At 50.7% G+C, this 23,869-nt stretch carries 21 protein-coding genes and 1 pseudogene; 13 read left to right on the forward strand and 9 right to left on the reverse strand.

Annotated elements, in window-relative coordinates; all coding sequences use genetic code 11:
• The first annotated feature begins 511 nt into the window (after positions 1-511).
• Positions 512-886: a hypothetical protein gene (locus H6F86_RS21345; protein WP_190450903.1), complete on the forward strand. Its 375-nt coding sequence runs from the start codon at positions 512-514 to the stop codon at positions 884-886.
• A gap of 244 nt (positions 887-1,130) precedes the next feature.
• Positions 1,131-2,246, forward strand: a complete 1,116-nt coding sequence (gene wecB, locus H6F86_RS21350) for a UDP-N-acetylglucosamine 2-epimerase (non-hydrolyzing) (RefSeq protein WP_190450905.1) — start codon at positions 1,131-1,133, stop codon at positions 2,244-2,246.
• Positions 2,247-2,248: 2 nt separating this feature from the next.
• On the opposite strand, the gene H6F86_RS21355 is transcribed toward wecB, so the two are convergent.
• The 4 genes from H6F86_RS21355 to H6F86_RS21370 form a co-directional block, all read right to left on the reverse strand.
• A complete protein-coding gene (locus H6F86_RS21355) occupies positions 2,249-2,533 on the reverse strand; it encodes a hypothetical protein (protein WP_190450907.1) in 285 nt (94 codons plus the stop codon).
• A gap of 233 nt (positions 2,534-2,766) precedes the next feature.
• On the reverse strand, positions 2,767-4,173 hold the full coding sequence (locus H6F86_RS21360; protein ID WP_190450909.1) for an ABC transporter substrate-binding protein: 1,407 nt from the start codon (positions 4,171-4,173) through the stop codon (positions 2,767-2,769).
• Between the two features lie 546 nt (positions 4,174-4,719).
• Positions 4,720-5,997, reverse strand: a complete 1,278-nt coding sequence (locus tag H6F86_RS21365) for an aminotransferase class I/II-fold pyridoxal phosphate-dependent enzyme (RefSeq protein ID WP_190450917.1) — start codon at positions 5,995-5,997, stop codon at positions 4,720-4,722.
• A gap of 231 nt (positions 5,998-6,228) precedes the next feature.
• A complete protein-coding gene (locus H6F86_RS21370) occupies positions 6,229-7,395 on the reverse strand; it encodes an aromatic ring-hydroxylating dioxygenase subunit alpha (RefSeq protein WP_190450919.1) in 1,167 nt (388 codons plus the stop codon).
• Positions 7,396-7,708: 313 nt separating this feature from the next.
• Between H6F86_RS21370 and H6F86_RS21375 the strand changes: the two genes are divergently transcribed.
• The 7 genes and pseudogenes from H6F86_RS21375 (at position 7,709) to H6F86_RS32920 (ending at position 14,087) form a co-directional block, all read left to right on the forward strand.
• Positions 7,709-8,212 (forward strand): sterol desaturase family protein, encoded by a 504-nt coding sequence (locus H6F86_RS21375; protein ID WP_190450921.1) that lies wholly within the window; start codon positions 7,709-7,711, stop codon positions 8,210-8,212.
• A gap of 40 nt (positions 8,213-8,252) precedes the next feature.
• Positions 8,253-8,639 (forward strand): Mpo1-like protein, encoded by a 387-nt coding sequence (locus H6F86_RS21380; RefSeq protein WP_199305396.1) that lies wholly within the window; start codon positions 8,253-8,255, stop codon positions 8,637-8,639.
• Between the two features lie 294 nt (positions 8,640-8,933).
• Positions 8,934-10,340 (forward strand): amidohydrolase family protein, encoded by a 1,407-nt coding sequence (locus tag H6F86_RS21385; protein ID WP_190450924.1) that lies wholly within the window; start codon positions 8,934-8,936, stop codon positions 10,338-10,340.
• A 186-nt stretch (positions 10,341-10,526) separates the two neighbouring features.
• Positions 10,527-11,774: an FtsX-like permease family protein gene (locus H6F86_RS21390; RefSeq protein ID WP_190450926.1), complete on the forward strand. Its 1,248-nt coding sequence runs from the start codon at positions 10,527-10,529 to the stop codon at positions 11,772-11,774.
• 259 nt (positions 11,775-12,033) lie between these two features.
• On the forward strand, positions 12,034-12,795 hold the full coding sequence (locus H6F86_RS21395; RefSeq protein WP_190450929.1) for an ABC transporter ATP-binding protein: 762 nt from the start codon (positions 12,034-12,036) through the stop codon (positions 12,793-12,795).
• 65 nt (positions 12,796-12,860) lie between these two features.
• A pseudogene (locus H6F86_RS32365) lies at positions 12,861-13,595 on the forward strand (N-acetylmannosamine-6-phosphate 2-epimerase); the annotation flags it as partial.
• Positions 13,593-14,087: a GNAT family N-acetyltransferase gene (locus H6F86_RS32920; protein ID WP_277881697.1), complete on the forward strand. Its 495-nt coding sequence runs from the start codon at positions 13,593-13,595 to the stop codon at positions 14,085-14,087. The pseudogene H6F86_RS32365 and the gene H6F86_RS32920, both read left to right, overlap by 3 nt.
• Here H6F86_RS32920 and H6F86_RS21405 read toward each other — a convergent pair.
• Complete coding sequence (locus tag H6F86_RS21405) at positions 14,084-15,316, reverse strand: hypothetical protein (RefSeq protein WP_190450934.1); 1,233 nt, start codon at positions 15,314-15,316, stop codon at positions 14,084-14,086. The two genes, H6F86_RS32920 and H6F86_RS21405, sit on opposite strands and share 4 nt — an antisense overlap.
• Before the next feature lie 160 nt (positions 15,317-15,476).
• Here H6F86_RS21405 and H6F86_RS21410 point away from each other — a divergent pair, with 160 nt between their 5' ends.
• Complete coding sequence (locus H6F86_RS21410) at positions 15,477-16,658, forward strand: metallophosphoesterase (RefSeq protein ID WP_190450936.1); 1,182 nt, start codon at positions 15,477-15,479, stop codon at positions 16,656-16,658.
• A gap of 38 nt (positions 16,659-16,696) precedes the next feature.
• Here the strand turns inward: H6F86_RS21410 and H6F86_RS21415 are convergent, their stop codons facing one another.
• Positions 16,697-17,524: a DNA adenine methylase gene (locus H6F86_RS21415; RefSeq protein WP_190450939.1), complete on the reverse strand. Its 828-nt coding sequence runs from the start codon at positions 17,522-17,524 to the stop codon at positions 16,697-16,699.
• A gap of 316 nt (positions 17,525-17,840) precedes the next feature.
• Here H6F86_RS21415 and H6F86_RS21420 point away from each other — a divergent pair, with 316 nt between their 5' ends.
• From H6F86_RS21420 to H6F86_RS21430, 3 genes are all read left to right on the forward strand, one after another.
• Positions 17,841-18,044, forward strand: coding sequence for a DUF751 family protein (locus H6F86_RS21420; RefSeq protein WP_190450941.1), 204 nt, complete (start codon positions 17,841-17,843; stop codon positions 18,042-18,044).
• Between the two features lie 74 nt (positions 18,045-18,118).
• Positions 18,119-18,511: a 30S ribosome-binding factor RbfA gene (gene rbfA / locus H6F86_RS21425; protein WP_190450942.1), complete on the forward strand. Its 393-nt coding sequence runs from the start codon at positions 18,119-18,121 to the stop codon at positions 18,509-18,511.
• A 161-nt stretch (positions 18,512-18,672) separates the two neighbouring features.
• A complete protein-coding gene (locus tag H6F86_RS21430) occupies positions 18,673-20,307 on the forward strand; it encodes a glycoside hydrolase family 3 N-terminal domain-containing protein (protein WP_190450945.1) in 1,635 nt (544 codons plus the stop codon).
• Positions 20,308-20,382: 75 nt separating this feature from the next.
• Here H6F86_RS21430 and H6F86_RS21435 read toward each other — a convergent pair whose 3' ends face one another.
• The 3 genes from H6F86_RS21435 to H6F86_RS21445 form a co-directional block, all read right to left on the reverse strand.
• Positions 20,383-22,632 (reverse strand): glycoside hydrolase, encoded by a 2,250-nt coding sequence (locus H6F86_RS21435; RefSeq protein ID WP_190450947.1) that lies wholly within the window; start codon positions 22,630-22,632, stop codon positions 20,383-20,385.
• A 102-nt stretch (positions 22,633-22,734) separates the two neighbouring features.
• Entirely contained in the window at positions 22,735-22,977 is a 243-nt protein-coding gene (locus H6F86_RS21440; protein ID WP_190450949.1) for a NifU family protein, read from the reverse strand.
• A 195-nt stretch (positions 22,978-23,172) separates the two neighbouring features.
• Positions 23,173-23,823: a DUF3386 domain-containing protein gene (locus H6F86_RS21445; protein WP_190450956.1), complete on the reverse strand. Its 651-nt coding sequence runs from the start codon at positions 23,821-23,823 to the stop codon at positions 23,173-23,175.
• Between the last annotated feature and the right edge of the window lie 46 nt (positions 23,824-23,869).

Below are 23,869 nucleotides of genomic sequence, written 5' to 3' on the forward strand. Positions count from 1 at the left end.
TGATTAGAGAATGACATCTCTGCAAGCCTTAAGGCGTTGGGTTTGTAGCAAAGGTTTCATTAGTAAAGTGACGGAAGCTAATAACTGCCCAAACGTAAAAAATTACTTGATGTAGCCCCTGCTATTAGCTGCCCTACCTCGTAAGAGGGATTACAAGAAGTGATTTTCAGTACAGCTCTGTTAGGAGCGAAAAGCATTATGAGTCAAGAAGTCTAATAGTAATTTCGGTAGAAATGTTACAAAAAGTGCAGTTTTAACAGATAGCAATCTTGTTCCTTTAAGGGCTAGTCTGCTGAGTCTGCTGCTAAGAGCGTTGCCTGGTGGTTATCCGTGGCGCTTACAAACCGGTCTCACGAAGGTAAACAATTACTCAAGACTGTAAATTTACGCTACAAGGACTCACCTAGCACGAATCTTCTCCCTATACTATGAAGAACTTACGCAACTGGAGCGTGAGTCAACCAGAAAACATTTTGATTAAACCATCAATTCTTTATTTAGGAGGCAATCAATGACATTATCTCAGAGCCAAAGCTTTAGAAATACCTACTATATTTTGGCAATCAAAAGCTTTTTGATCTGGACATTTGCCCTAACGGTTTGTCTGCTCATCATTGGCTTTCCTTTGATTATTCTTATGGTGACGATCGGCTCTTTGCTTGCCGTTGTTTTGCAATCCGTGCTGCCAGTAAGTGCAGTGCTTGTTGTTGCTGGCAGTATTCTTAGCTTTAACGTTTTGGGCATTATGCTAGGCGCTGCTGTTCTAACCTTAAAGGGTGTTCACCCTCAAGATTTAACCTGGTTCCGGTGGTTACATGGCGAAGCTAATCCTCGGCACACATCCGTGTATGCAGCCTGCCCGCTGACATGCGATGTGAAAGGATAAGTGGCAACGTCATCTGCAACGCTCTGATCTGTAACATCCCGATATAAGATGAACGAACCCGGTTTTTACCGGGTTTTTTATTGCGTTGGTGCAATGCTGCTCTTGAAGATAACTTTTGGCGAACCTTATCGATCGATGACTCCTGCAATCGTGCGTCAGGATGTCATCATTAACAGGCAGCGAGCGTGGGCAGTCTTGCCTTCGGTTATTGTCTGTCTTTAGATCACTCCATTCACTGAACGTCATGCAGAAGACTCCTATCCCAGTCAGCATTATTTTGGGGACGCGCCCAGAAGCAATTAAGCTGGCTCCGGTGATTCAGGCATTCAAAGCTTGCCCAGTTTTTGACACACAGGTCATTCTGACCGGGCAACATCGCGAAATGGTCGATCAGGTGATGGCTTTGTTCGCGTTAACGCCTGATCATGACCTTGCAATCATGCAACCTAACCAAAGCTTGAGTGATATCACTCATCTCACCTTGCGTGGCTTAGAAGCACTCTTTCAAACGCTGCAATCCCGGCTGGTGCTTGTGCAGGGCGATACAACAACGGCATTTGCCGCAGCCTTAGCGGCGTTCTACCAAAAAATTCCCGTGGGGCACGTAGAAGCAGGTTTGCGAACCGATGATCTCTACAATCCGTTTCCAGAAGAAGCAAATCGTCGCCTTGTTTCTCAGATTACTCAATTGCACTTTGCACCCACGGCACTAGCGGTCGAACACCTGGAACGATCGGGTGTTCTGGGTAAGATTTACCAGACGGGCAACACGGTAATTGACGCACTGCTAAAAACGGCAGCACAGCAACCTGCCTGTGATGTACCGAACCTGGAGTGGGGCAAGTATCGGGTTTTGCTGTCAACGGTGCATCGTCGCGAAAACTGGGGTGAACCACTGCAAGCGATCGCTCACAGCTTTCTAAAAATCTTGGAGGCGTTTCCCGATACAGCGCTGCTGTTGCCACTACACCGTAATCCTACTGTACGTGAACCGTTACAGGCGATGCTGGGCAAGCATCCTAGAGTCTTTTTGACAGAACCGTTGGACTATGCGGCGTTGATCGGCGCGATGCAGCGCTGCTACTTACTGCTGACCGATTCGGGTGGTTTACAGGAAGAAGCGCCGAGTTTAGGTAAGCCTGTTTTGGTGTTACGAGAGACGACTGAACGCCCCGAAGCAACCATGGCTGGAACTGCCAAATTGGTGGGAACTGACCCCGATCGCGTTTTGGCAGCCGCAGGCGAGCTTTTGAGCAATACAGAGGCTTATCAAGCAATGGCAATGGCAGTCAATCCGTTTGGGAAGGGTGACTCTGCCGAGCAGATTCTAGCGATCGTCAAAGACTACTTTAAGGTTTAGCGTTAGCTATCATCCTCTGGCAGTTCTGGTCGGGGTCGTTCTACCTGATCAAGCAACGCCTTCTTCGACTCTTTGAGTTGTTCCCACAGCTTCTTGATCTCCTTGTAGGCTTCGCCCGGTGGAATTTTGCCGCCTGTTTCTAGACCGCATAGGAGAGAGACCCGTTGAGCAAATTCTTGCAGATTGGCATTGAACGTTAGATGTTCTGGCGTAAATTCACCTCGGTAGGTTGCAGTTGGATAAAAGAATTTTTCCTTTTCTCTTTTGCTGTCAGTGCTTTCTGCCACGTGTCTAACCCTTTGAAATAGGACGTTACTCAATTGATCTAGTGATGATCACATCTGAATCTTAATCCTCTATAAACGGGCTTGCTACAGTTAAAGCCTGTGATTCTGAATCTTTTTCGCACATAATGCTGACTAGAACACTGAGTAAAGCGTATCGTTCTATACGGTTGAAGAGCTCTTGAGTACTGGGCGATCGTTGGTTTCAGGCAATCGTCCAGCCATTTAGATGCTATTCACCAAGCGAGGGGGACAAAATCAATGCCTGATCCAAAGCGTTTACCGGGGGCCACTTTTACCAGTTGAATCCCAACACTGCGATCGCCTGATGGCAAAAATCGCACTGGCTCTGATGCCCCTGCTGCTGCAAAGTCGGGTGCTGTCAGCGCTTGCTGTACGCCTGAACGAGTGGGATTCCGGGCGATCGCGACGGCAAGTGCTTTCGTCGCATCATACGCAGTGGCAGTCCGCCAGTTCACATCACCACCCCAAAGTTGACGCGACTGTCTGGGAAAAGCAGACTTAAGGTTGCCGTCAATATGCCAGGGTACCGCCAGCACCATGCCCTCTGCTTGGCGTCCACCAACCTCTAATGTCTTCGGGGCGTAGACATCATCCCCGCCCACTAGACTCAGACGGCGCTGATTAATCTGCACAACCTGAAGTGCCTGATCAAGGGTGCCTGTATTTGCCGCTAGCATCAGCAGTTGAGCCTCCTGTTTCAACGCCTGATTAACTGCCTGAGCGGCGCTAAAATTAGGAGCCGACAAATCAAACTCAGCAGATACTTGCCCACCTGAAAGAGCGATTGCAGTGACAAACTCCGCTTTTAACGATTGGCTGTAGGCACTCTGAGAGTTGAAGAAGACGACTGCTTTTTTTTGCTGCAAACGTTTAATGGCATAGTCTGCCAGCGCTCTTGCTGCAACATAGTCGCTGGGCACTGTCCTAAAGATGTACTTACCGAAACCCGAAAGTTTTACGGTAGAGCTAATGGGAGAGATGCTTACCAATCCACCCGCGTTATAGACATTGCCTGCTGCCAGCGTGACATCGCTGGCGTAGTGACCGATTACTCCCAACACATCAGGCATTTCCACCAGTGTGTTGGCAATTTGTTGAGCTGTATTAGGGTTGTTGTCGTCATTGGTAATTACGACTTTAAGTGGAATCGCCTGCCTGATGGTGTTAAATTCTAGCTGCGCCTGCGCTACTCCCCGCAAAATTTCTAAGCTGCCGTTGGGGTCGCTGCCAATGGGTACGGCTACCGCGATCGTATGAGAACGTTTAGTGCCAATATAGGCATTGTTCAAATAAATCGCCGTTTCAGGTGCATTACGGGCTGATTGCAGCGCCAACTGAAACTGTGCAGTTGCTTCGCCATACTGCTTTGCAGCCATTGCCTGAATGCCTGCCTGTTTTGCCTGTACAAAGACGGGATTATCAGCTTTGCTTTCTGCCTGAACTAAGCTGCGTTCTCCCTGGCTGATACGATCATCAACGGATGTGTTTTCCTGAGTGGTTAGCTGAGAACCAAGCTTGATGCCTGCTTTCGGCATTAACCACCAAAAACCGGCACCTAACACCCCAACTGTAAGTAGGAGTGCAAGCACTAGCGCTGGCATTTCATTTTTCTGCGACATATACGAACCAGGCAGGATTGAGATAAGGTTACCACTTTGCTCAAGCCTAGAAATCGAGAGGCGCTGTTGGGCAAATGGTCGCTGCTGATCTGCAATACAGCACACATATGATGTTGAAAAATGAACCAGTGGGTAGCTTCCCCTTAATGTCTCTACCGATAGCGATTAGCAGAGCAAAACAGAGCAAACGTGCGATCGCGAATCATCTTTGAGAGATGGGTTGAAAGCCCAGCTTCCTGTCGCTTTAGCGACTAAAGTTGTGACTCCACTGACATTACCCAAAGAGCTATAACCTGCCACCGCAGGCTTCAAAGCCTCGTTTTAGTAGTCTATGTTGGCGAGTCTTGCCCACGTGGTCGCAGGTCGGACTACCAGACACTCAAACAACCTCTGACACCAGCTAGCGCCTAGAACCTTCTAGCACCCAAGAGCTGCTTTGGTGCTAACAATAATTTTTTCACTTACTCCGATCGTGCTTTCAAGTTGAAAGATGTATGAGGGTCGCTCACCTTTGGGCTAGCGGCTCCTCACAACTTCTAAGCACGATCAGGCGCTAATGGTGGGCTTGTAAACTAAATCGCGCACTTTGACCATCGTCGTTACTAGACGATCCATGTCTTCCTTTGTATGAAGCGCGTTGACGGTAACGCGAATACGTGGTTTGGCGATGAACCAGATGGGTGAAACCCAAATGCCGTATTCCATGAGCTGCCTAGCATAAAGCTTCGGATTGATTTCAGGCGGCAAGATGACAGGCACTACGTTAGTTTCGCCAATCGCCATAAAGTCATTGGCTGCAAGACTTGCTCGCAGGTAGCGATTGTTTTCTTGTAGCTGCTTGACCCGCTCTGGCTCCCGCCGGACAATACGAATGCTTTCTAAAGCGGCAGCAGTCGTTGGCGGCGGTAGCGAAATTGTACCGATCGACGTGGGTGATACATCCAGCAGCGGCTTCAGTTCGGCAACGTGGCTGCTGATGGCAGCTCCGGCTGAAGCAGCAAACTTAGAAAAAGTAGTCATAATCAACGGTACAACGCCCCGTTCTAGAGTCTGCTGAGGGCGAAGTCCGAAGTGTTCGTAGATGCCGCGACCTGTAGCACCGATCGCCCCACTAGCATGAGCCTCATCCATGACAAGGACACTGCCCTCATAGTTGCTCATGACATCGAGCATCTGCGGCAGGGGCGCAATGTCGCCATCCATCGAAAACACTGCATCAGAAACAACCATGATGCGATCGTCAGGACGGGCATAGCGCTGTAAGCGGCGGGCAAGATCTTCCATATCGCAGTGGCGATACGCACGTACTCGCACCCGTGGATTGTGGCCAAACATCTTGCCAGAGCGAGTGCCAGAGTGTGCCAGCGCCGAGACAATGCAGCCGTGATTCAGCACATCGGTCAAAATCAACGTTTCGCGCGTGTGCTGAAAGTTGGGTACTGGAATCGCTAAATGGCAAAAGGCATCAACCAACGCCTGCATCGCCATCCACGCATTGAGAAAAAGCTGAGTATGTGGCAACTCTTTAAATGCCGAAATTTCGTTCTCTAGCTGTCGATGTAGATCAATGCGACCGCTTAACGCTGAAACCGAGCTATTGGACGTACCATACTGCCAAATCGCATCGACGGCTGCCTGCTTAACTGCCTCTTCCTGGGTTAGTCCTAGCACATCGTTTGTGCAGAAGGTGAGAACCGTCCGACGTTTGCCAGTCGCTTCTTCTTCAATGTCTACAAGGTTGCCCTGCTTTTTATGGCAAATGTAGATATCGGGGTCTAGCCCACTCTCGTACCAGCGCTGGATGTACTCCTTAACAACTTGCACAGTAAACTCCTCTCACCTTTTGTAGACAGCCGACTCGCTTCTTGCCCAACAGTATATTTTCCTAGCAAATTATTGGCTATCCAGCCCAACACAATTTTGCATGAATGTTGGCTTGAACTGTATTAACTAGATGCATAGAACGGTATTATGCCAACTTTTGCAGTTGTAGACACAAAGACAGTTATTTTTGAGCGTACTTTAAGGCGCATATAACTGTATGAGTACAATTGCCTACACAGAATCAGGGCGATCGGATCGCTGCTCATCAGGGGCAAAACTGTGCTGCGGAACAGCTACAGAGCGGGAGACGACTGAATCTAATTCTTTGTGCCCATTCATGTTGGTTTGACTAGAACTTTGCGTAAAGCGTTCAAACTGCCGCACGATCAACCGCTGAACAGCAATAATGGCTGGGTTAATCTCAACGTAACGCCGCTGCGGAGACGCTGAATATTGCCGCTGCTCACTCTCCATCATTTCAATGTCCTGAGACAAAAACTTCATCAAGACAAAGCGCTCAAGCAATACTTGCAGCAGCGGCTCAAGCCCTTTGAGTAGCCACTGCGGTAAGCGAATTCTGAAAAAGAAGAGCGCAAACGAGCGACTTTCAACCGGGCTTACTGGCAACCGCATGAGATACAGTGCTGAGATGCCCTGCAAGTTGCTTTGGTAATGAGGATAGCGATACTCTACTGTAATCGGCAAGGTGGTCACTTGGTCAGCCCGTTCACTTAAGCCTAAGAACTTTGCCATACGACCTTTGTAAGATACCTGATATTCTGCCTGGACTGCATGATCAGTTTCGCTCAACTTCAGTAGACGCGGGTTAAACCAGCCTTGTAGGTTCTCGTGTAAGAAGCCATGAAACACGTCCATTGAGTTTTCGTTGCATATAGAAAAATGAGCCTGAAAATGACCGCTAATGGGAACTTGCAGCCATCCTGATTCGGCATACTCTTTCATCACAGGTAGCTCATGGTCTACCGCGATCGCCGCCTCCCCCGGAAACACCCAGATCAAACCATATTTTTCTTGAATTGGATAGCTTCGCGCCTGAGCGCAGGGCAGCTTTTGCCCCTCTAGTAGGTAGGGAATACTAACACATTGACCTGAGGCATTGAACTCCCAACCGTGGTAGCGACACACCAAATGCTGTCCCTGCACTTTACCGCGATGCAGTTCTACGCCCTTATGGGGGCAAGCATCCTCAAGTGCGTGCAAAGTACCGTTGGCATCCCGATAAACCGCGATCGCCTGCTGCCAGATCACAACCTGAATTACTTGCCCCACTGAGATCTGCTTTGCCCAACCAACAGCGTACCAATGGTTGGGGTTGATGCCAGCCTGGCGCACGCCCGATCGAACTGCCTGACTTTTTAAGGTCGTAGCCAGTTCCATTTCTTCCTCCTCCCGCTAGATCGCCTCGCCAACAAGATCGTCTTGCAAGACTATTACGGTTGCATACATTAAATGCTCAACGATGCTCAACTTGGAGTGCATGATAGCACTTAACCTTTGCTTACAAAAGCCCAGGGTGGGTAAGGGGAGAGGGATGAAGAGTGAAGCATCAGAAGTGAGAGACGTTTTGCATTTTGCATTTTTTGCATTCATGCTGCCTTTTAGGTTCTGCTGTCTGCTTTACAAGTAGCAAAATCTTGAAATATCCGGTACGCTTCAATTTTGGGTAGGTAGGTGTAAGGAAGGAGAATCTATGCCTGACTTGACGAAAGTAGCGACAGGGCTGGTCTGGTTCACGATCGCCTTTGTACTCGCCAGTCTAGTGGAGTATTGGGTACATCGCCTCATGCACGCACCGCTTCAGCTTGGTGAGCGGCATCGTGACCATCATCGTCGTAATGAGGGGCAAGGCGTTGTGTGGGAATTTTTTGACTACGTGAAGGGCACGTTTGTCGTGATGCTCTTGCTGTTCTTCTTTTCGCTAGAAGCAGGGCTGGGTTGGTTTTTGGGTGGGCTTGCCTTTGCAGCCTTCTCTTCCTACGCCCACCAGCTTCAGCATGAAAACCCTCACAAGTGTTTTTGGATGAAGATGCCTGTCCACTATGTGCATCACAAGTATGGGATGTGGCATCACAACTTTGGGTTGGCGGTAGACTGGTGGGATCACGTTTTTGGCACCTACAAGCTGGTAGATTGGTTGACTGAGGAAGAGTTGAGCCGCCCAGAGTTGGGTTATACCGAGTTGCGTTGGTGGTAGCCTCCCAATTCCAAAGACTTTTGATCGCTCACACGCGTGCATGATTTGTCTGTGGTATCGTGCCAGAACCCTGACTAAACACTTCGGAGGCTATGCCTTGAGCTACTTCCAGGCTGCAAAAGCGCACTTTATTGCAAGTCATCAAAATCCCATTAACCAGGCATTGCACCATCTCACGAATGCTTTGGCGATCGCTGCGATCGTTTATCTCTTTTTGGACTGGCGGATCACGCTGCTTTGCCTGGTGCTGACCCAGGTTTTTGCGCTGGGTGGGCACGCTGTCTTTGAGAAAAATGAACCAGCGTTCGTTAAATATCCCGGCATCACGATCCTGGTAGCAATGTCATGGTCTTTTGAGCGCTGGTTTGGGCTACGTCAAGTTCTAGCCTATTTCAGTCGCACGACTGACATTGAGAAATCAAGTTAGCTAGACGGCTGAATGTAAAGCCAGACGCAATTTAGAGGATGCGGCTGCAAGGCCGGTTGCTCAAGTCAGACCGCTGGGTTGAGTGCTAGGCTCTGCTTTTGCTCTCTTCTAAGCCTTTTTACACTGCTTTTCTCGAAAGCGTAACCATGTGTGCAGATGATTTCGATTAACTGTTTGCATGGAACAGTTTGCTGTAAGCAGCATCGCTGGCGTGATTTAGCTCAAACGATACAGCCTCAAACTCTATCCTCTCTTCTGATAACCTCTTTCCCCCTAAGTTTTAAGGAGAAACGAATGTACGAAGGTCTACCGGTCATTGATGCTGACGCTCACAAGCTAGAGAATCCTCTAGTGCTGCGAGACTACATTGAGCCAGAGTACCGCGATCGCATCGGCTTGGTTGTCGATAGCTTGGGCGACCAACGAGCGAAAGTAATTGATGCCAATCCTGCTACTGGCAAGGCTGACTACCTTCGAATGTTTCCTCAGCCACAGGGCTTGGGCAAAGGCGGCTTCCGCAATCTTCATCCCGACACAACCTTGGGCGCAATGTTCAACAAAGTGCGTCTTCAGCATATGGATCAGGAAGGGGTTGATGTGCAGGTCATTTATGGCACCTTAAACCTGATTTTCTCCAGCTTATTAGATAAGGATTTAGCGATCGCCCTCTGTAAGGCATACAACAGCTATATTGCCGAAGATTGCCGGGGTTACGATAATCGGCTAAAGGCGATTGGTGTACTCCCTCTACAGGATGTGGATGCTGCCGTTGCCGAAATGTATCGCTGTGTGAACGAACTGGGATTGATTGGTGTGGCAGTGGCACCCAATATGCCGATTCCCCATCCCAAAGCACCCGATGCCTTCCCCGAAATCCGTACCGGCAAAGCCATTAGCCATCCCGATTTCCGTCCCATTCTGCAAGCTGCCGTTGATTTGAACATCGCACTGGGCATCCACGGCGGACCTGGCTCGTACATGATGGGCGGTATTTCTGACCACATGGAAACGTTTGTGCTGAACCACATTTTTGTGCAGCGCAACCAGCAGCAGCACGCGATGACTCGCATGGTGTTTGATGGCGCGTTTGAGCAGTTTCCAACCCTGCGCGTTGGCTTTTTAGAAGGTGGCTGTGGCTGGGTGCCTGACCTTGCTCACGCCATGCACGAACATTGGGAAAAACGTATTCGTGACTTCGATCCCAAACATCCCTATCGTCCGTCGCTGATGGATTTCACCAAGCTGATGATTCAGGAGCGCGGCACCCACAACAACACCAACATCATCAGTCAGGCGAAAAGCATCTTTGACTTGATGTGGACAAAGGAAAACGACCCGACCAAAATTGACGATGCGAGTCTGTATGAACATTACGACTTGCGCCACCGTGATCCAATGGATTATTTTGAGCGGGGTCAGATCTTTACGTCCTTTGAGTCGGATGATCCAGGTCCCTCCTACCTGCCGATCGGTTTAGGTGAAGCGGGCAAGCACCTGACCTGTTTCTCTGGCGATTATGGGCACTGGGATGGTGTGCTGAAGGATTGTGTTAAAGATGCAGCGACCAGTTCAGACTACGATCGCGACTATCTGGCTCTGTTGCTGAGTGGTAATGCGCTAGCGCTCTATGGCGATCGCTTGCGTCAATCGCTTCCCGAGTATCTGAAGTTACAACCTAGCCCCAGCGGTTCTGCCCGTTAGAATGGATCGTCTGTAGGGATGTTATCTGAGCGTCCCTACAGACACCAGCGATTTTATGAAAACATTTTTATGGAAACATTGTGTCGGTACCTGACTGGCGAGCGTGATCAACGCTAGGTCTAGCTACTGCATAAGCGCCTTTCTAAGCCAAGTTCGCTTCAAATCAGATTCTAAAGCGCACGAATTATGGCATCAATTGCCCGCAAAAATTTGTTTGAAGATATTCCTCGCTTCCTGGTTGCCCAGGCGGGGATTATGTTTGCGGTTAGCCTTGTCACGATCCAGATCGGCATTTTGCATGGCTTCACGCGATCGACTGGTTTGCTCATCGATCAGTCCAGTGCCGATTTGTGGGTTGCGTCTGAAGATATGGTGCATCTGGAGGTAACATCACCCTTACCGCTAGAGCAACTGGTAAAAGTGCGATCGATCGAAGGGGTGCAACGTGCCGAGGCTTTGATGATTCGAGCGGCGCTGTGGCGGGCTTCTGATCGGACGATCGCGCCCATTCGTCTGTATGGTTTTGACCCCAATGGTCAGTTATTTGCTAACTGGAAACTGACTCAAGGTAACATCACTGCCTTAAATACGGCCTATACGATGTTGATCGACAAAGCTCAACTGATGGCGCTTAATCTTAAGCAGGTTGGTGACGGTGGCTCGATCGGCTCTTTGCCCGCTACAGTCGTTGGGCTAGCAACAGATACCCAATCCATGGCATCGAGTGCGACTGCGTTTACGTCGCTCGAAACAGCCAATGCTTTCTCTACGTCCGGTCTGAGGTCAACCGCAAATATCCGCATTCAAAATGGCGAAGTGGAGGTACTGAATAATGTCGAAGCGGCTCCAGCGCGATCGTCCAAAAACCCGCCACCAGCACCCCGTAAGCTCTCATTGTCTGACTCAATTACTTTCATTCTGGTTAAGGCAGAGCCAGATCAGGATGCGCAGGCACTACGGCAGCGGTTGGATGCAGCGTTACCCGGTATCCGCACCCTTACTAAAGCAGAAATGGCGCAGCAAACCCGCGACTATTGGGAAAAGCGGACTGGCGTTGGTTTTATCTTAGGCTTGGGTGCAACGGTTGGCTTCGTTGTTGGCATGGTAGTCGTGAGTCAAATTCTTTACTCTTCAGTGGCAGACCACATTAAAGAGTACGGCACGCTCAAAGCGATGGGCGCATCCGACTGGATTATCTATCGGGTGATTACCGAACAGGCATTATGGATGGCTGTGTTGGGCTATTTGCCAAGCATGGCACTGTGCATCGGTTTGGGCACCTGGACGATGGCAGCCAAAGGGATCATGATTTTGATTAGCCCTGTTACAGCTGCAGGTGTGTTCTGTATTACAGTCGTAATGTGCGTTGGGTCGGCAATGTTTGCGATTCAAAAAGTAACGAGAGTCGATCCTGCGATCGTGTTCAAGGCTTAGACTAGATTCAAAGCGCTGCTTCTAGTTAAAGTGTAGCTACGTCTTAAGGCATACCGTATTAGGCGATGCGAGCCGTAGCTTGAGTTCGTTACACTGTGTATTACACTATGTAGGCAAATTATTAAACTGACGTTCGGGAAAGGGGTTTGGTGCTATGAAGCTAACGTTGACCGTGATGGCGTGCCCTTAGATTTTCGCTTGGTTCTCCTTTAGCTCCTCACTTTTATTAGCTAATCCATGCCTTTCACAACTCTAAACAATGACTGCTTCTCAAGTTAAATTTACTGATTTTATCAACGCTCGTGAGCGGGCTGCATCTCCCCCGATTATTGTGGAACGGTTTCAGGAGCAGGCTGTGGTAGCGAAGGGTGTGGAAATGGTTTACCATACTGGCTCTCATGTCTATCAGGTGTTAAATGGGGTCGATCTAACGATCGAACGGGGCGATATTCAGCTACTGATGGGACCATCTGGTTCTGGTAAGACGACGCTGCTGTCCATCCTGGCTGGCATTCTTACGCCCACAGCCGGTAGCGTCCAACTGCTTGGGCAGGAGATTACTCAGATGTCGCGATCGGATCTGGCGCACTTCCGTCTGCAAAACATTGGCTTTATCTTTCAGGGCTTTAACTTATTTCCGGCTCTGACTGCTTCTGAAAACGTTGAAGTGGCGCTAAAGGTAAAAGGCGTTCGTGGTTCTGCCAAGCGCCGTCAAATGGCACAGGCATTGCTAGAACAGGTGAAGCTGTGCGATCGCACAAACCATCTGCCACGCGATTTGTCAGGTGGGCAAAAGCAACGAGTGGCAATCGCTCGTGCCCTGGCTGGTGATCCCCAAATTATCATGGCAGACGAGCCAACGGCTGCGCTTGATTCTCATAGCGGGCATGATGTCATTGAACTGCTGCGACAACTTGCAAAAGAGAGCGATCGCACGGTACTCATTGTCACTCATGACGCCCGCTTAATGGATGTTGCTGATCGAATTGCTTCTTTGGAAGATGGCGTTTTGCAAGGCTAAGGGGAGCGTTGTTGGTTAGTTATTAGAGAAGATTGCAGATTGGTAACTAGCAGCTAACTACGTCTATGCTCTCTTGGTCAGACAGTGCTTTAACGCTAGTGCAACGCCTTCAAAAGGATCTGATTGTGTCCTGCCAGGCTCCAGCCGAGTCGCCAATGCATCATCCAGCAGTCATTGCAGCTATGGCACAGGCGGCAATCAATCAGGGAGCCGTTGGCGTGCGGCTTGATACTCCGACTCATGTGCAGGCAGTCCGCCGTCAAATTGATGCGCCCATCATTGGTCTATGGAAGCAGCAAATACCCGGCTTTGATGTCTACATTACGCCGCAGTTTGTGCAGGCTCAGGCGATCGCTCAGGCTGGTGCAGACATTATTGCAATCGATGCAACGCTGCGCGATCGTCCAGATGGCGAAACGGTTGCATCACTGATTGCCCGCATTCATCATGAGTTGGGCAAACCCGTGATGGCAGATGTGGATACGTTAGAAGCGGCGATCGCAGCGGCTCAGGCTGGAGCCGACATCGTTGGTACAACCCTGTACGGCTATACGGCTGCCACACAACACCAAACGCCTCCTGGTTTTGAACTGCTAACGCAGATGATTAGCGCGATCGACGTACCGATCATCTGTGAAGGCGGCATCGCCTCACCTCAGATGGCACGGCAGGCAATGGATTTTGGTGCCTATGCTGTTGTTGTTGGTACGGCGATTACCGGCGTAGACCTTCAGGTTAAGGCTTACAAGACAGCGATTCAAATTGGTGTTAACGCTGGTCAGGTTTTGGCAGAAGTTTTGGCGAAGAAAGCGGTAGCGGAGGGCGATCGCGCCGATTCGTTACGCTACCGTTTTGCACTCTTTGAGACAGAAGACCAGTCCTATCGACGCTACATCAATGCAAAGCTGGATCAATTTAGCGAAAGCTGTGCTGAAGTTGAGCCCTTTTTTACAGCCGCCGCACGTCAAACGCAAAAACCGCTAGAAATTTTGCTGCTAGATGAGCAACAGACGATCTTGGGCGGATTGATAGGTTCAACATCCTGCTGGAACTGGCTTTTAATTGATTTTTTGTGGGTGCATGAAGCGCACCGCTACCAGGGCTATGGACGACAGCTCATCGAATTGGCAGAGCAGGAAGCAAAAAAACGAGGCTGCGTGTTTGCCAGACTAGGGACATTTAGCTTTCAGGCAAGGGGTTTTTATGAAAAGTTGGGCTATCAGGTTGTAGCGCAATGGGATGACTATCCACCGGGACAAACACAATACTGGCTGAAAAAACCGCTGTCTTAAGCTGCTTCTGTCGCGTTGTTGGTGCGTTTAAAGAGAATCATTTCGGCACCCACGATTGGACTGCGGGCAAGCAGCGTCCCCGCTCCATCTACCATCTCCAGTTTAAGGAAGTCTAAGTCTTGCGATCGACGCAGCAGTTCGCTTGCTAATTTGTCTTGCTGCGCTTGGCTCAAGCCGTACCAGTCATCGCTGATGTTGACAATCAGGCGGCTGCCGCGAAAGTTTGCCTGGACAGATTGCACCAAGCCACTGGCATACCGATTGCTGATGGCAGCAACCTGATCCTGAATCCGGGCGATTAGCGCTTGTTCTGGCGTTAATTTGAGTGGTGGCAGTGGCGGGGATGGTTTGCTGGGTGCAGGACTGATTTCGATCGGCTTAGGTGCTTCTGGTGCCTGAACCACTGGTGGAATTGGTGTAGGAGAAGGAATGGGTGTAGGTATAGGCGATGGCGAAACCGCTACAACAGGCGATGGTGTAGAAGGTGTGGAAACGACTGTAGGCTGCGGGCGATCGAAAAGCGTACCTGTTGCCCATACGACGATCGCAGTTAACCCTGCGAGCGTGGCAGTCAGCGCTGGATCAGAAAACTTGCGGTTGATCGAGGTAGGCAGGCGCTTACGAAGTGGTCGCAGAAGGCTACGCCACGATCGCCAAAGCGGTTGCCAAACGGTTTGGAACTTCTCCCGCAGTGCACGAGTCGAGAGAGTTGGTGCCAGTCTGCCAGTGTTTGGCTTTGAGGACGGGGGCAAAACGTTCTCAGATATCGCTGGCGCTGGTGCCTTTCTTTGGGGTGGCGTGGGTTCTGCTTCCAGTCTCTCAACGGCTGTTTCTAAAAGGTCGATTGTGCCACGGAGTGTCTTAATGCTCTGTTGCTTAAGTAGCGGTAGCGTGGCTACAACTGCCTCACCCAAAAGCCGTACCAGCGTTTCCGGTAAAATTTCGTCCTTTTCAGTCGGCGTTCTTCTAGCGGCAGTTGAGCGCGATCGACCGACGGGACGTGCAACGTCCTCTCTTAGAACAGTCGGCTGCTCTGGCTCTACCAATGGTTCCGTCTGTTGCAAGTCTGGCTGGGGGTCGATCGTTGCTTCTGATAACTCAGGTATTTCTGATTGCTCAGAGCCGTCCAGTGACTCCGATCCTAGTAGCGGCTCAGATTCGTCTAGTCGCTCAGAGCCGTCTGCTGGCTCAGGCTGGCTGGATGACAATTCGGGCTGATCCTGTGACATACAATTTCTTCCCCAGGCAGCACAAAGAGACTCAAACGCGGTAAATTCTTACGGGTGCTACCTTAGCAGAGTTAATCTTAGCAGTTAGCGATCAGCCTTTCGTCTCCAGCTTTGATCCTTTTGTCTTTATCCCTAGCCTCTAGTTCTTGCCAAAGCCTTTATGAGTCTCAATCGTCGTCAATTTTTGGTTTTGGGTGGATTGCTCGGTGGGGTCGGTGTTGCAACGTTAGCGCACAGGGCTTTGACGAGTGGTGCAGTCAGTCGTCCTCCGTCTCTTGCGGCTACGACTGCGCCATCGCCTACGACTACACCAACTGGGCAAACGATCGCCGCTGCCAAAACTGCGATCGCGCCGAAAGGGTTGTTTGCCCCAGTACGCGGAGATGTACGGATTGCGGTCATCAGTGACTTGAACAGCGCTTATGGCTCCACAACCTATGAAGCGGAAGTACACAAAGCGATCGCCCTTATCCCTGGCTGGGAACCAGATGTTGTGCTGAGTGGTGGCGATATGGTTGCGGGTCAAGCGCCCTCCCTTAGCCCCGCAGAAATTCAGGCAATGTGGAATGGGTTCGACCGTCACGTTGGCGCACCGCTTCGTAAAACGGGTTTACCCTTTGGCTTTACGATCGGCAATCACGATGCATCAGGGGCGCTGTCGGTCGGCGGCAAGTTTTTGTTTAGCCGCGAGCGTGAGGCGGCGGCAGCTTACTGGAATGCGCCTGCACATAACCCCAATCTCCAGTTTGTCGATCGCGCAGGCTTTCCGTTCTACTACACCTTTCAGCATAAAGATATTTTCTATCTGGTCTGGGATGCTTCTACCTCACAAATGCCGCCAGAACAAATAGCCTGGGCAGAAAAAAGTTTGGCGAGTGCCACAGCGCAGTCTGCCAAAATGCGGATGGTGATCGGGCATTTGCCTCTCTACGCCGTAGCTGTAGGACGTGATGAACTCGGCGAAATTCTTGCTCCTGCTGATAAGCTGCGAGCATTGCTCGAAAAATATCGCGTTCATACCTATATCAGCGGACATGATCACGCTTACTATCCCGCTCATAGCGGCAAGCTCGAATTGCTTCACACCAGCGCGTTAGGCTCCGGTCCACGCCCACTGCTTAATAGCCGCCTGCAACCCTTTAAAACACTGACGGTCATTGATGTTGATTTGGATGCGGATGCAACCCGCTACACCACTTACAACATGACTACTATGCAGGTTGTGGATCACAAAACCTTGCCTCGATTGATTGTCGGTCCGACGGGCAGAGCCTTACGGCTAGACGTAAACGAAAGTGATTTAACAACCGCCGAGCGATCGCTGACGTTTACACCCAGCTAGCCTGTATTCAATGAAGCGATTTGCCTAATAAGATTTAGCTAATAAGATGTCACTAAAACTTCAGTAATCTTGCCTCGTTTTTCAGCGTTGGAATTGATTGCTCTAGAAGCAACGATCGTATGCGTTGTGAAATCTTGATAGAGTTCACGAATAAACGGACAATCCGAATTTGAAAGCATTACCTTTACGCCACGATTTGCCAGCGTGACAACCGTGTCTCGCAGTCGAATTTGGTCTGCTTCTGTAAACGCATAGCGATTGTAAGATGTGAACTTGCTAGTCGCACTAAGGGGATGATACGGCGGGTCGAGGTAAACAAAATCATGGCTGCTAGTGGCATGATGCAAGACGGCTTCAAAGCAACCTGACTCAATGTGCGTTGATCGCAGTGCGGCTGAAGTGGCATACAGCAGCTCATCATCACAAATGGTTGGCTTTTTGTAGCTGCCGATCGGCACATTGAAAAGCCCTTTAGAATTCTCTCGGTAAAGACCGTTAAAGCACGTTTTATTCAAATAAATTAGACGTGCTGCACGCTCCAGTGGCGAACCACCCACACTGGCACGTACCTGATAGTAATAGTCCGCACAATGACGATCGCGATGCACTTTTAAGCAAGCAATTAACGCTTCAACCTGGTCTCTAACGCATATGTAAACATTCACCAATTCAGGGTTAATGTCCATCAGGTGCGATCGATCAGGCAACAGATGAAAAAAAACCGCACCACCACCCAGAAACGGCTCGTAGTACGTTGAAAACCGTTTAGGAAAATGTGCGCTGTATTGTTGAATGAGTTGCCCTTTGCCACCAGCCCACTTTAAAAACGGGCGGGGATGCAGTCGTGGCGGGAGTCGAGTTTGCATTCAACTATCATAGAGGCGTTTTTCAATGTGGAAGCAAGTTTTCAGCGGTTAGCAGTCAGCTATCAGCGGTCAGTGATTAGGAGCAACACTTTGAATGCAAAACCTACCCTTTCCCCTTCTGATCCTTTCACTTTCTCACTCTTCCACGCCCTCACCTTTTCACCCTTCCACTTTCTCACCCCTCACTCCTCACCCTACTAAGGGTCGCTTGATTCACTTCAGCGTGGAGTGCTTTAGCGAAAGTCCAGTAAAATGAAACAATAATGCTCTTCACGACCTGACTTGACGCACGACTGCGCCATTCTCATCAAAGCTTATGCAAAATTTCTGGAACACCGTCTCTAAGTACCCGATTTTTCTCACTGGTATAATTTTGGGTGTCTTTCTGAACGCACTGAAGCCCCTCGCACCGCTGCTTAAGAACCCAGTGACTGCGATCGCCCTAATTGGCACCTTTATTGCAGCCTTTGTCTTCCTTGGCTTTACGCTGCGTGCCATGTTGGGCGTTGGGCTGACTTAAGCATTCTCACGGCTGTAAGGACGACGCAACAGCGACTCCAAGCAGTAACGTACACATTAAAAGGTAGGTTTGTTATGGCTACGAGTCGTCGGATTGAGCGCGTTGCCGAGCTGATTAAGCGCGAGGTCAGCCAGATGTTGCTCTCTGGCATTAAGGACGATCGCGTGGGTGCCGGTATCGTCAGCGTGACGGATGTTCAGGTTGCTGGAGACTTGCAGCACGCCAAAATCTTTGTCAGCATCTATGGCACCAGCGAAGCCAAAGCTGAAACAATGGCAGGGCTAAAATCTGCTACTGGCTTCGTTCGTAGTGAGCTGGGTCAACGCATTCGCCTACGTCGCACCCCCGAAGTGCTGTTTCTAGAAGACGCCTCCCTGGAGCGTGGTGACAAAGTGCTGTCGTTACTCAATCGTCTGAGTCAGGAACGGGAGCGATCAGCACCATCCGACCTTGTGGAAGAGGAGTAACGGTGGAAGGTAGAAGGCAAAAGGCAAAAGGCAGAAGGCAAAAGGTAGGGGAAGGAAGGGAGGCAGGGGAAGCAGAAAGCAGGCAGAAAACTCAAAGCCTTTAGTTCTTATCATTCCTTCTTTAGCTTCATCCTTGCTTCCCTCACCCCCCACCTCTTCCTATGCAGCCCCTTCTTCCCAGCATCGAAACACTTTCGCTAACCGAGCAGGTGGCTCAAATGGTGGTGGTACGGGCATCAGGCTACCTGTTTGACCATCAGATTCAGTATCCGCTTTGGGAGCCGACTGCAGAGATACTACAGCACTGGATTCGAGACTTAGGGGTCGGCGGAGTGATTTTCCTGGGTGGTAGTGCAGGAGAACTTGCGTTACGCACGCAGCAGCTTCAAGCATGGGCAGGCATTCCGTTACTAATGGCAGCGGATGTCGAAGAAGGTGTGGGGCAGCGCTTTTCTGGTGCGACATGGTTCCCGCCGCCGATGGCGTTGGCGGCAGTTGTACAACAGTTTCCCGATCGCGCTGAGTACTATGCCGAGCAACTGGGAGCCACGACTGCCCAAGAAGCACGGGCGCTCGGGCTAAATTGGGTGCTGGCTCCGACTGTCGATGTTAATAACAATCCTGCCAATCCGGTAATCAATGTGCGGGCGTTTGGTGAAACGTCAGCGATCGTGAGCCAACTCACTACAGCGTTTCTGCGGGGAGCGCAACAGCATCCCGTGTTGACGGCTGCCAAGCATTTTCCGGGTCACGGCGATACAGCCGTTGATTCTCATTTCGAGTTACCCGTCCTGAATCACTCGGTCGAACGTCTCACTGAAGTAGAAATACTGCCGTTCAAAGCCGCGATCGCGGCGGGGGTTGATGCGGTTATGAGCGCTCACCTCCAAATCCCTGCCCTTGACCCGGATTTTCCAGCCACCCTTTCTCACCGCATTTTGACCCAGGCATTGAGGCAGTCGTTGGGCTTTGACGGCTTGATCGTTACCGATGCACTGGTTATGGGAGCCATTGCGAACCGCTATGGTGCCAACGAAGCTGCTGTGCTGGCAGTGGAAGCAGGGGCAGATGTGCTTTTAATGCCGCTTGATCCTGAAGGTGCGATTCAGGCAGTTTGTGAAGCCGTAGAAACGGGACGCATTCCCGCAGAACGCATTCAGGCTTCGGTTGAACGTCTCTGGCAAGCCAAGCAGAAAGTCTGTGGTGCCGTTGGTGGTGACACATCTCATGCTTGGGAAACGCAGACTCCTACTGGTGTTGAAGCGCAAACCGTTGTGTCTCTATTAGCGCAGCCACAAGCGCAGGCAACCGTTACCAACATTCTGCAAGATTCGATGCGGGTGCATTGTCCGGTTGATTCCCGGATCGATCGCCCACGCTGGTCGCAAGATCGCCGCAATCTCATTGTAGTTGATGATGCGTTGGCATGTAAGGTGCTAGGGCAGCAGACCCCCGCGATCGCCCTGCCGCAATCCCTTGGTTATAAACTTCAAGTGATCGATCGCCATACGCCCGCGATCGCGCTAGACGCTGATACAAAAATCTGGCAGCCTACCTTACTACAGCTTTTTATCCGCGGTAATCCGTTTCGCGGCAGCGCTGGGTTGACTCAAACTGCTACCGACTGGTTTCACTTTCTAGTTGAGTCTGAGCAACTGCTCGCGTTAGTCATCTATGGCAGCCCTTATGTGCTCGATCAGTTTTTGCCAACGTTAGCCCCTGAAATTCCCTACGTGTTTACTTACGGGCAAATGCCACAAGCGCAGGCGATCGCGCTAGAGCTTTTGAGAACATAAAATTGCGGTGTCGTGAGTTCTGCGGCGATCGACCAAATTAATCCACTTGAGTGGTTTACACGTACAGCTTGGCTCTTACGGTACACCGATCGGTAAGAGTGCATTCTCCGGCAGGTAGCTTCGATAACGTCCACTGTCTGACAAGACCACAACCAGTTGTAGCGACCAATCGGGTTGAATGTGCAAATCTGCCCAGGGAATTGCCAACTCCAGACACGTATCAAAGCCGATCCGGGCGCGGGTCATGCGTGACTGCCAACGGCAATCTTCTTCAGCTTCTTGAAACCAGAGTGTTTGAGTGAGTAGGTTAATGCCCAAATGATGATGAAACAGATAGTTTAGGGGCGCTTCATCGGGTAAGTCTACAAAAGGCGCAGGGCTGTTATGCATGGTTTCATTGGGGTAAAACCAGAGTAAATTTAGTTCGGGTGGATAATCGCTTCCCGGTTCTGCCCCTGCTTTGAAGTCTAGCCGCAGGTAAAAGTTCAAGTGGTCTACGCCATACCAGAGCCGTTGAATGGCGCTACTGCGATGCATAGTGCCCCGTGCGCCGCCAATTTCAATCCGACCGGCTTTATCCCAATCTTGTTCATCACCGCGCCCATCAATAAACGGATGGATGAAGCTTTGAGGGGCACGATCGCCCCCTTCTGTATGTGACTCTACCGGACGGCGCACGTTAGCAGGAATGGGTTCATTCAACGCTTGATAGATAGCAGCAAGATGCTCCCGAAAAAGCTGATCGAAAATGGCATCCTGGTTGGAGGAATGTCCTTCGCCAAACCACCAGAACCAGTCGGAACCTTCTGCTGCATAAAGCGCTTCCCACACGGCTGGGTTTGCTTCTTCTGTGGCTTCGGGATGACTTGCCAAAACCTGCCGGGCTTCGGTCAGCAAGTCCCAGGCGCAATTTTTGGCAGGGTCGCCAATCCAGGTGGTGAAGTTGCCGTCTACCCATGAACCGCTGTGCAACTGGTCGGCGGGAATGGTTTCGGTGGGTGGAAACTGGTCGAGAAATTCGGAAACAGTGACAAGCTGAATGTCGGACGAATGGCTAAGGGTTTCGTAGAGCGATCGCAAAAAGGGAATGCCGTCTTGGGGGTAATACTCCCAGCAGTTTTCGCCATCGAGGGCGATCGTCACTAGCCGAGGTTCTTCGAGCGCTGTGCTATCACTGGGCTGCTGCGTTTTAAGCGATCGCCCGATCGCCTCCAGATGTCCCACCAGATCGCTAGCTGCCTGCTTGGGTTCCATAGCGCTGTAGGTGAAGCCGATCAGGTCAGACAGACGGTGATCTCGAAAGACGATCGCGAGATCGCCATCGGTCGTCTCTAGCCGATAGGGGCGATACAGCAAATCGGGTTCAGAAACATTGCCTGACGCATCGCGGTGGAAGAAATGCTTGATGCTCCAGCCCAGCACCGCTTCATCCGAACAGATCCATTGGAAGCCTTCTTTGGCGATCGGGGCTAAAACCGCAGGGCTGACCGATTGTTCTGAGGGCCACAAGCCACGGGGCGAGCGACCAAACCGCTCCTCGTACATTGTCCAGGCTTTCTTGAGGTGACGGGGCATATCGTCTGCCCACTGAAAGCGCTGTGTGGGCAACATCATATTAGGGACTGCTACCCGCCCCGCATCGGTATCTGCCAGCAGGGGCAAAATGGGATGGGTGTAGGGCGACGTGATCACCTCTAGCTGCCCAGCATCCTGCATTTTGCGGTGTTGAGGCACAATGCGGCTGAGAATCTCACGCTGTTTGGAGTAAATGCGCTGGCGATCGCCCAATGTAAAGCCCTTGCCCTGCTCTAACCACTGAGCAATCTCTGGATCACCCCAAAAGAGCGGGTCAATCCAGGCAAGATTATGCCACGCCAGCAAGTCACTGAAGTCTTGTAGATTCCAGTTTTCTAAGCACCAATCGCGTCCTTTATCCTGCCGCTGGTAGTAAAGCTCGGCATAGCGAGGATGGGGATCAATCAACGTATGGTGGTTACCGTCAAAAAAATGCTCCACCACAAAGGCTTTTTGCTCTGGCTTCAATTGCTCTGTGGGCAGCAGTGCCGCTGTTAGATAGGGATCGAACGCCGTTCCCGCTACATAATCCTCAATTTGCAGCAGCAGTGAAGGGACAAGATTCACCGTTTGATGCAGCTTGGGGTATTCCTCCAGCAGCAGCACCAGATCAAGGTAGTCTTTTGTGCCATGTAGTCGCACCCAAGGCAAGCGGTACTGTCCAGCTAGAAGTGTTGGGCGATCGACCCGACTTTTGTAGAGCGGCTGATGCTGATGCCAGATAAAAGCAACGTAAAGGGGATGGGGCATAGAGGGAAGGGATAAAGGATGAAGTATGAGGGATGAAGGAGCAGTATCAACTCAGCCCTTAGCCCACCGCAGAGCGGAAGCAAGCTACATCCCTCAGCCTTTCTAGAACACTTGTTCAACTTCAGCGATTTCAGGAATAAATTCGCGCAAACGACGCTCAATGCCCATTCTCAAGGTCATAGCGGAACTGGGGCAGGAGCCGCACGCACCTTGCAGCCGCAGTTTGACGATCGGTCCGTCAATTTCGACCAGTTCAACGTTGCCGCCGTCTGCCATCAGGTAGGGGCGCATTTCATCCAGTACGGTTTCGACGTTGACTGGAGTTAGTTCTAATGTTTCAGCCATGATTCACCTATGACGTGTTGGTTGTGGTTTGATCTCGATCGTAGCGGAAAGAAAGGCAGCAGGGAGAGCAAGGGGAGAAAGGGAGGCAATGGGAGATAGAACACGGAGACTCAGCTCAAGTCATTAGAAAGAATCCCGAACTCTTTCTCCCTCTGCGCCCCTGCCTCCTCTGTCTCTTCTATGTCCCTTGCCTCTTTAGACTGCTACTGGCGTTAACAGCTTGATGTTGGAGAAGCCATACTCAGTCATAACGGTTTCCCCTTGTTTGTCTTCTGTGATGACACGGCGCGTGATGATGTAGTAGCCACCAATTTTTTCGTAGGTGTCTTCAGATTGGCTGGAGCCTTTGAGTTCACCTGTGCTGGCATCGCGGTAGACAGAATCATAGCGTTCTGCAAGATAGCCTTCGCCAGTGTCGATCGTGCTGAAGGTATTGATAGTGACGACAACACCATGAATGTGGCGATGCACGAGGGAAACAACGTTGTCGCGCACTTTGTAGCCATCGCCCATTGCCTTGCCGCTGACGGCAATAGCGACGGCTCCTGTTTCATCGGTTTCGCCGAGTTCAAAGATATTCTTGCCGTGAGTTTCTTCAAACGGCTTGCGGACGCGATGAACGGCGATTTCCCAGACTTGACCTTTGATTAAATCTTGGGCTTGCTCATCAGAGACATCGGTGATGTCATAGGTGAGATCGTGGTTGATGCGGGCTTTGCCAGTGTAAAGCCGATCGCCTTGCTTGACCGTGATGTCGGTGCTGTAGCCGGGGAAGTTAGAGTCCCAGGTGTAGCGGTTTTCGTAAGCAGCCCGGAATAATTCACGAGCGGACAGTGGCTCTGTCATGCAATTCTCCTTGCGTCATCGTCCAATCTCTAGTGTAGAGAGTTTT

It is taken from the genome of Phormidium sp. FACHB-592 (assembly GCF_014695795.1).
In the GTDB taxonomy this organism is placed as follows: domain Bacteria; phylum Cyanobacteriota; class Cyanobacteriia; order Leptolyngbyales; family Leptolyngbyaceae; genus Stenomitos.

What these genes read in the sequence shown, in the direction of transcription:
- H6F86_RS21345 (WP_190450903.1), top strand. Translation starts at nt 512, where the DNA reads ATGACATTATCTCAGAGCCAAAGCTTTAGAAATACCTACTATATTTTG.
- wecB (WP_190450905.1), top strand. Translation starts at nt 1,131, where the DNA reads ATGCAGAAGACTCCTATCCCAGTCAGCATTATTTTGGGGACGCGCCCA.
- H6F86_RS21360 (WP_190450909.1), bottom strand. Translation starts at nt 4,173, where the DNA reads ATGTCGCAGAAAAATGAAATGCCAGCGCTAGTGCTTGCACTCCTACTT.
- H6F86_RS21370 (WP_190450919.1), bottom strand. Translation starts at nt 7,395, where the DNA reads ATGGAACTGGCTACGACCTTAAAAAGTCAGGCAGTTCGATCGGGCGTG.
- H6F86_RS21375 (WP_190450921.1), top strand. Translation starts at nt 7,709, where the DNA reads ATGCCTGACTTGACGAAAGTAGCGACAGGGCTGGTCTGGTTCACGATC.
- H6F86_RS21380 (WP_199305396.1), top strand. Translation starts at nt 8,253, where the DNA reads ATGATTTGTCTGTGGTATCGTGCCAGAACCCTGACTAAACACTTCGGA.
- H6F86_RS21385 (WP_190450924.1), top strand. Translation starts at nt 8,934, where the DNA reads ATGTACGAAGGTCTACCGGTCATTGATGCTGACGCTCACAAGCTAGAG.
- H6F86_RS21390 (WP_190450926.1), top strand. Translation starts at nt 10,527, where the DNA reads ATGGCATCAATTGCCCGCAAAAATTTGTTTGAAGATATTCCTCGCTTC.
- H6F86_RS21395 (WP_190450929.1), top strand. Translation starts at nt 12,034, where the DNA reads ATGACTGCTTCTCAAGTTAAATTTACTGATTTTATCAACGCTCGTGAG.
- H6F86_RS21405 (WP_190450934.1), bottom strand. Translation starts at nt 15,316, where the DNA reads ATGTCACAGGATCAGCCCGAATTGTCATCCAGCCAGCCTGAGCCAGCA.
- H6F86_RS21410 (WP_190450936.1), top strand. Translation starts at nt 15,477, where the DNA reads ATGAGTCTCAATCGTCGTCAATTTTTGGTTTTGGGTGGATTGCTCGGT.
- H6F86_RS21415 (WP_190450939.1), bottom strand. Translation starts at nt 17,524, where the DNA reads ATGCAAACTCGACTCCCGCCACGACTGCATCCCCGCCCGTTTTTAAAG.
- H6F86_RS21420 (WP_190450941.1), top strand. Translation starts at nt 17,841, where the DNA reads ATGCAAAATTTCTGGAACACCGTCTCTAAGTACCCGATTTTTCTCACT.
- rbfA (WP_190450942.1), top strand. Translation starts at nt 18,119, where the DNA reads ATGGCTACGAGTCGTCGGATTGAGCGCGTTGCCGAGCTGATTAAGCGC.
- H6F86_RS21430 (WP_190450945.1), top strand. Translation starts at nt 18,673, where the DNA reads ATGCAGCCCCTTCTTCCCAGCATCGAAACACTTTCGCTAACCGAGCAG.
- H6F86_RS21435 (WP_190450947.1), bottom strand. Translation starts at nt 22,632, where the DNA reads ATGCCCCATCCCCTTTACGTTGCTTTTATCTGGCATCAGCATCAGCCG.
- H6F86_RS21440 (WP_190450949.1), bottom strand. Translation starts at nt 22,977, where the DNA reads ATGGCTGAAACATTAGAACTAACTCCAGTCAACGTCGAAACCGTACTG.
- H6F86_RS21445 (WP_190450956.1), bottom strand. Translation starts at nt 23,823, where the DNA reads ATGACAGAGCCACTGTCCGCTCGTGAATTATTCCGGGCTGCTTACGAA.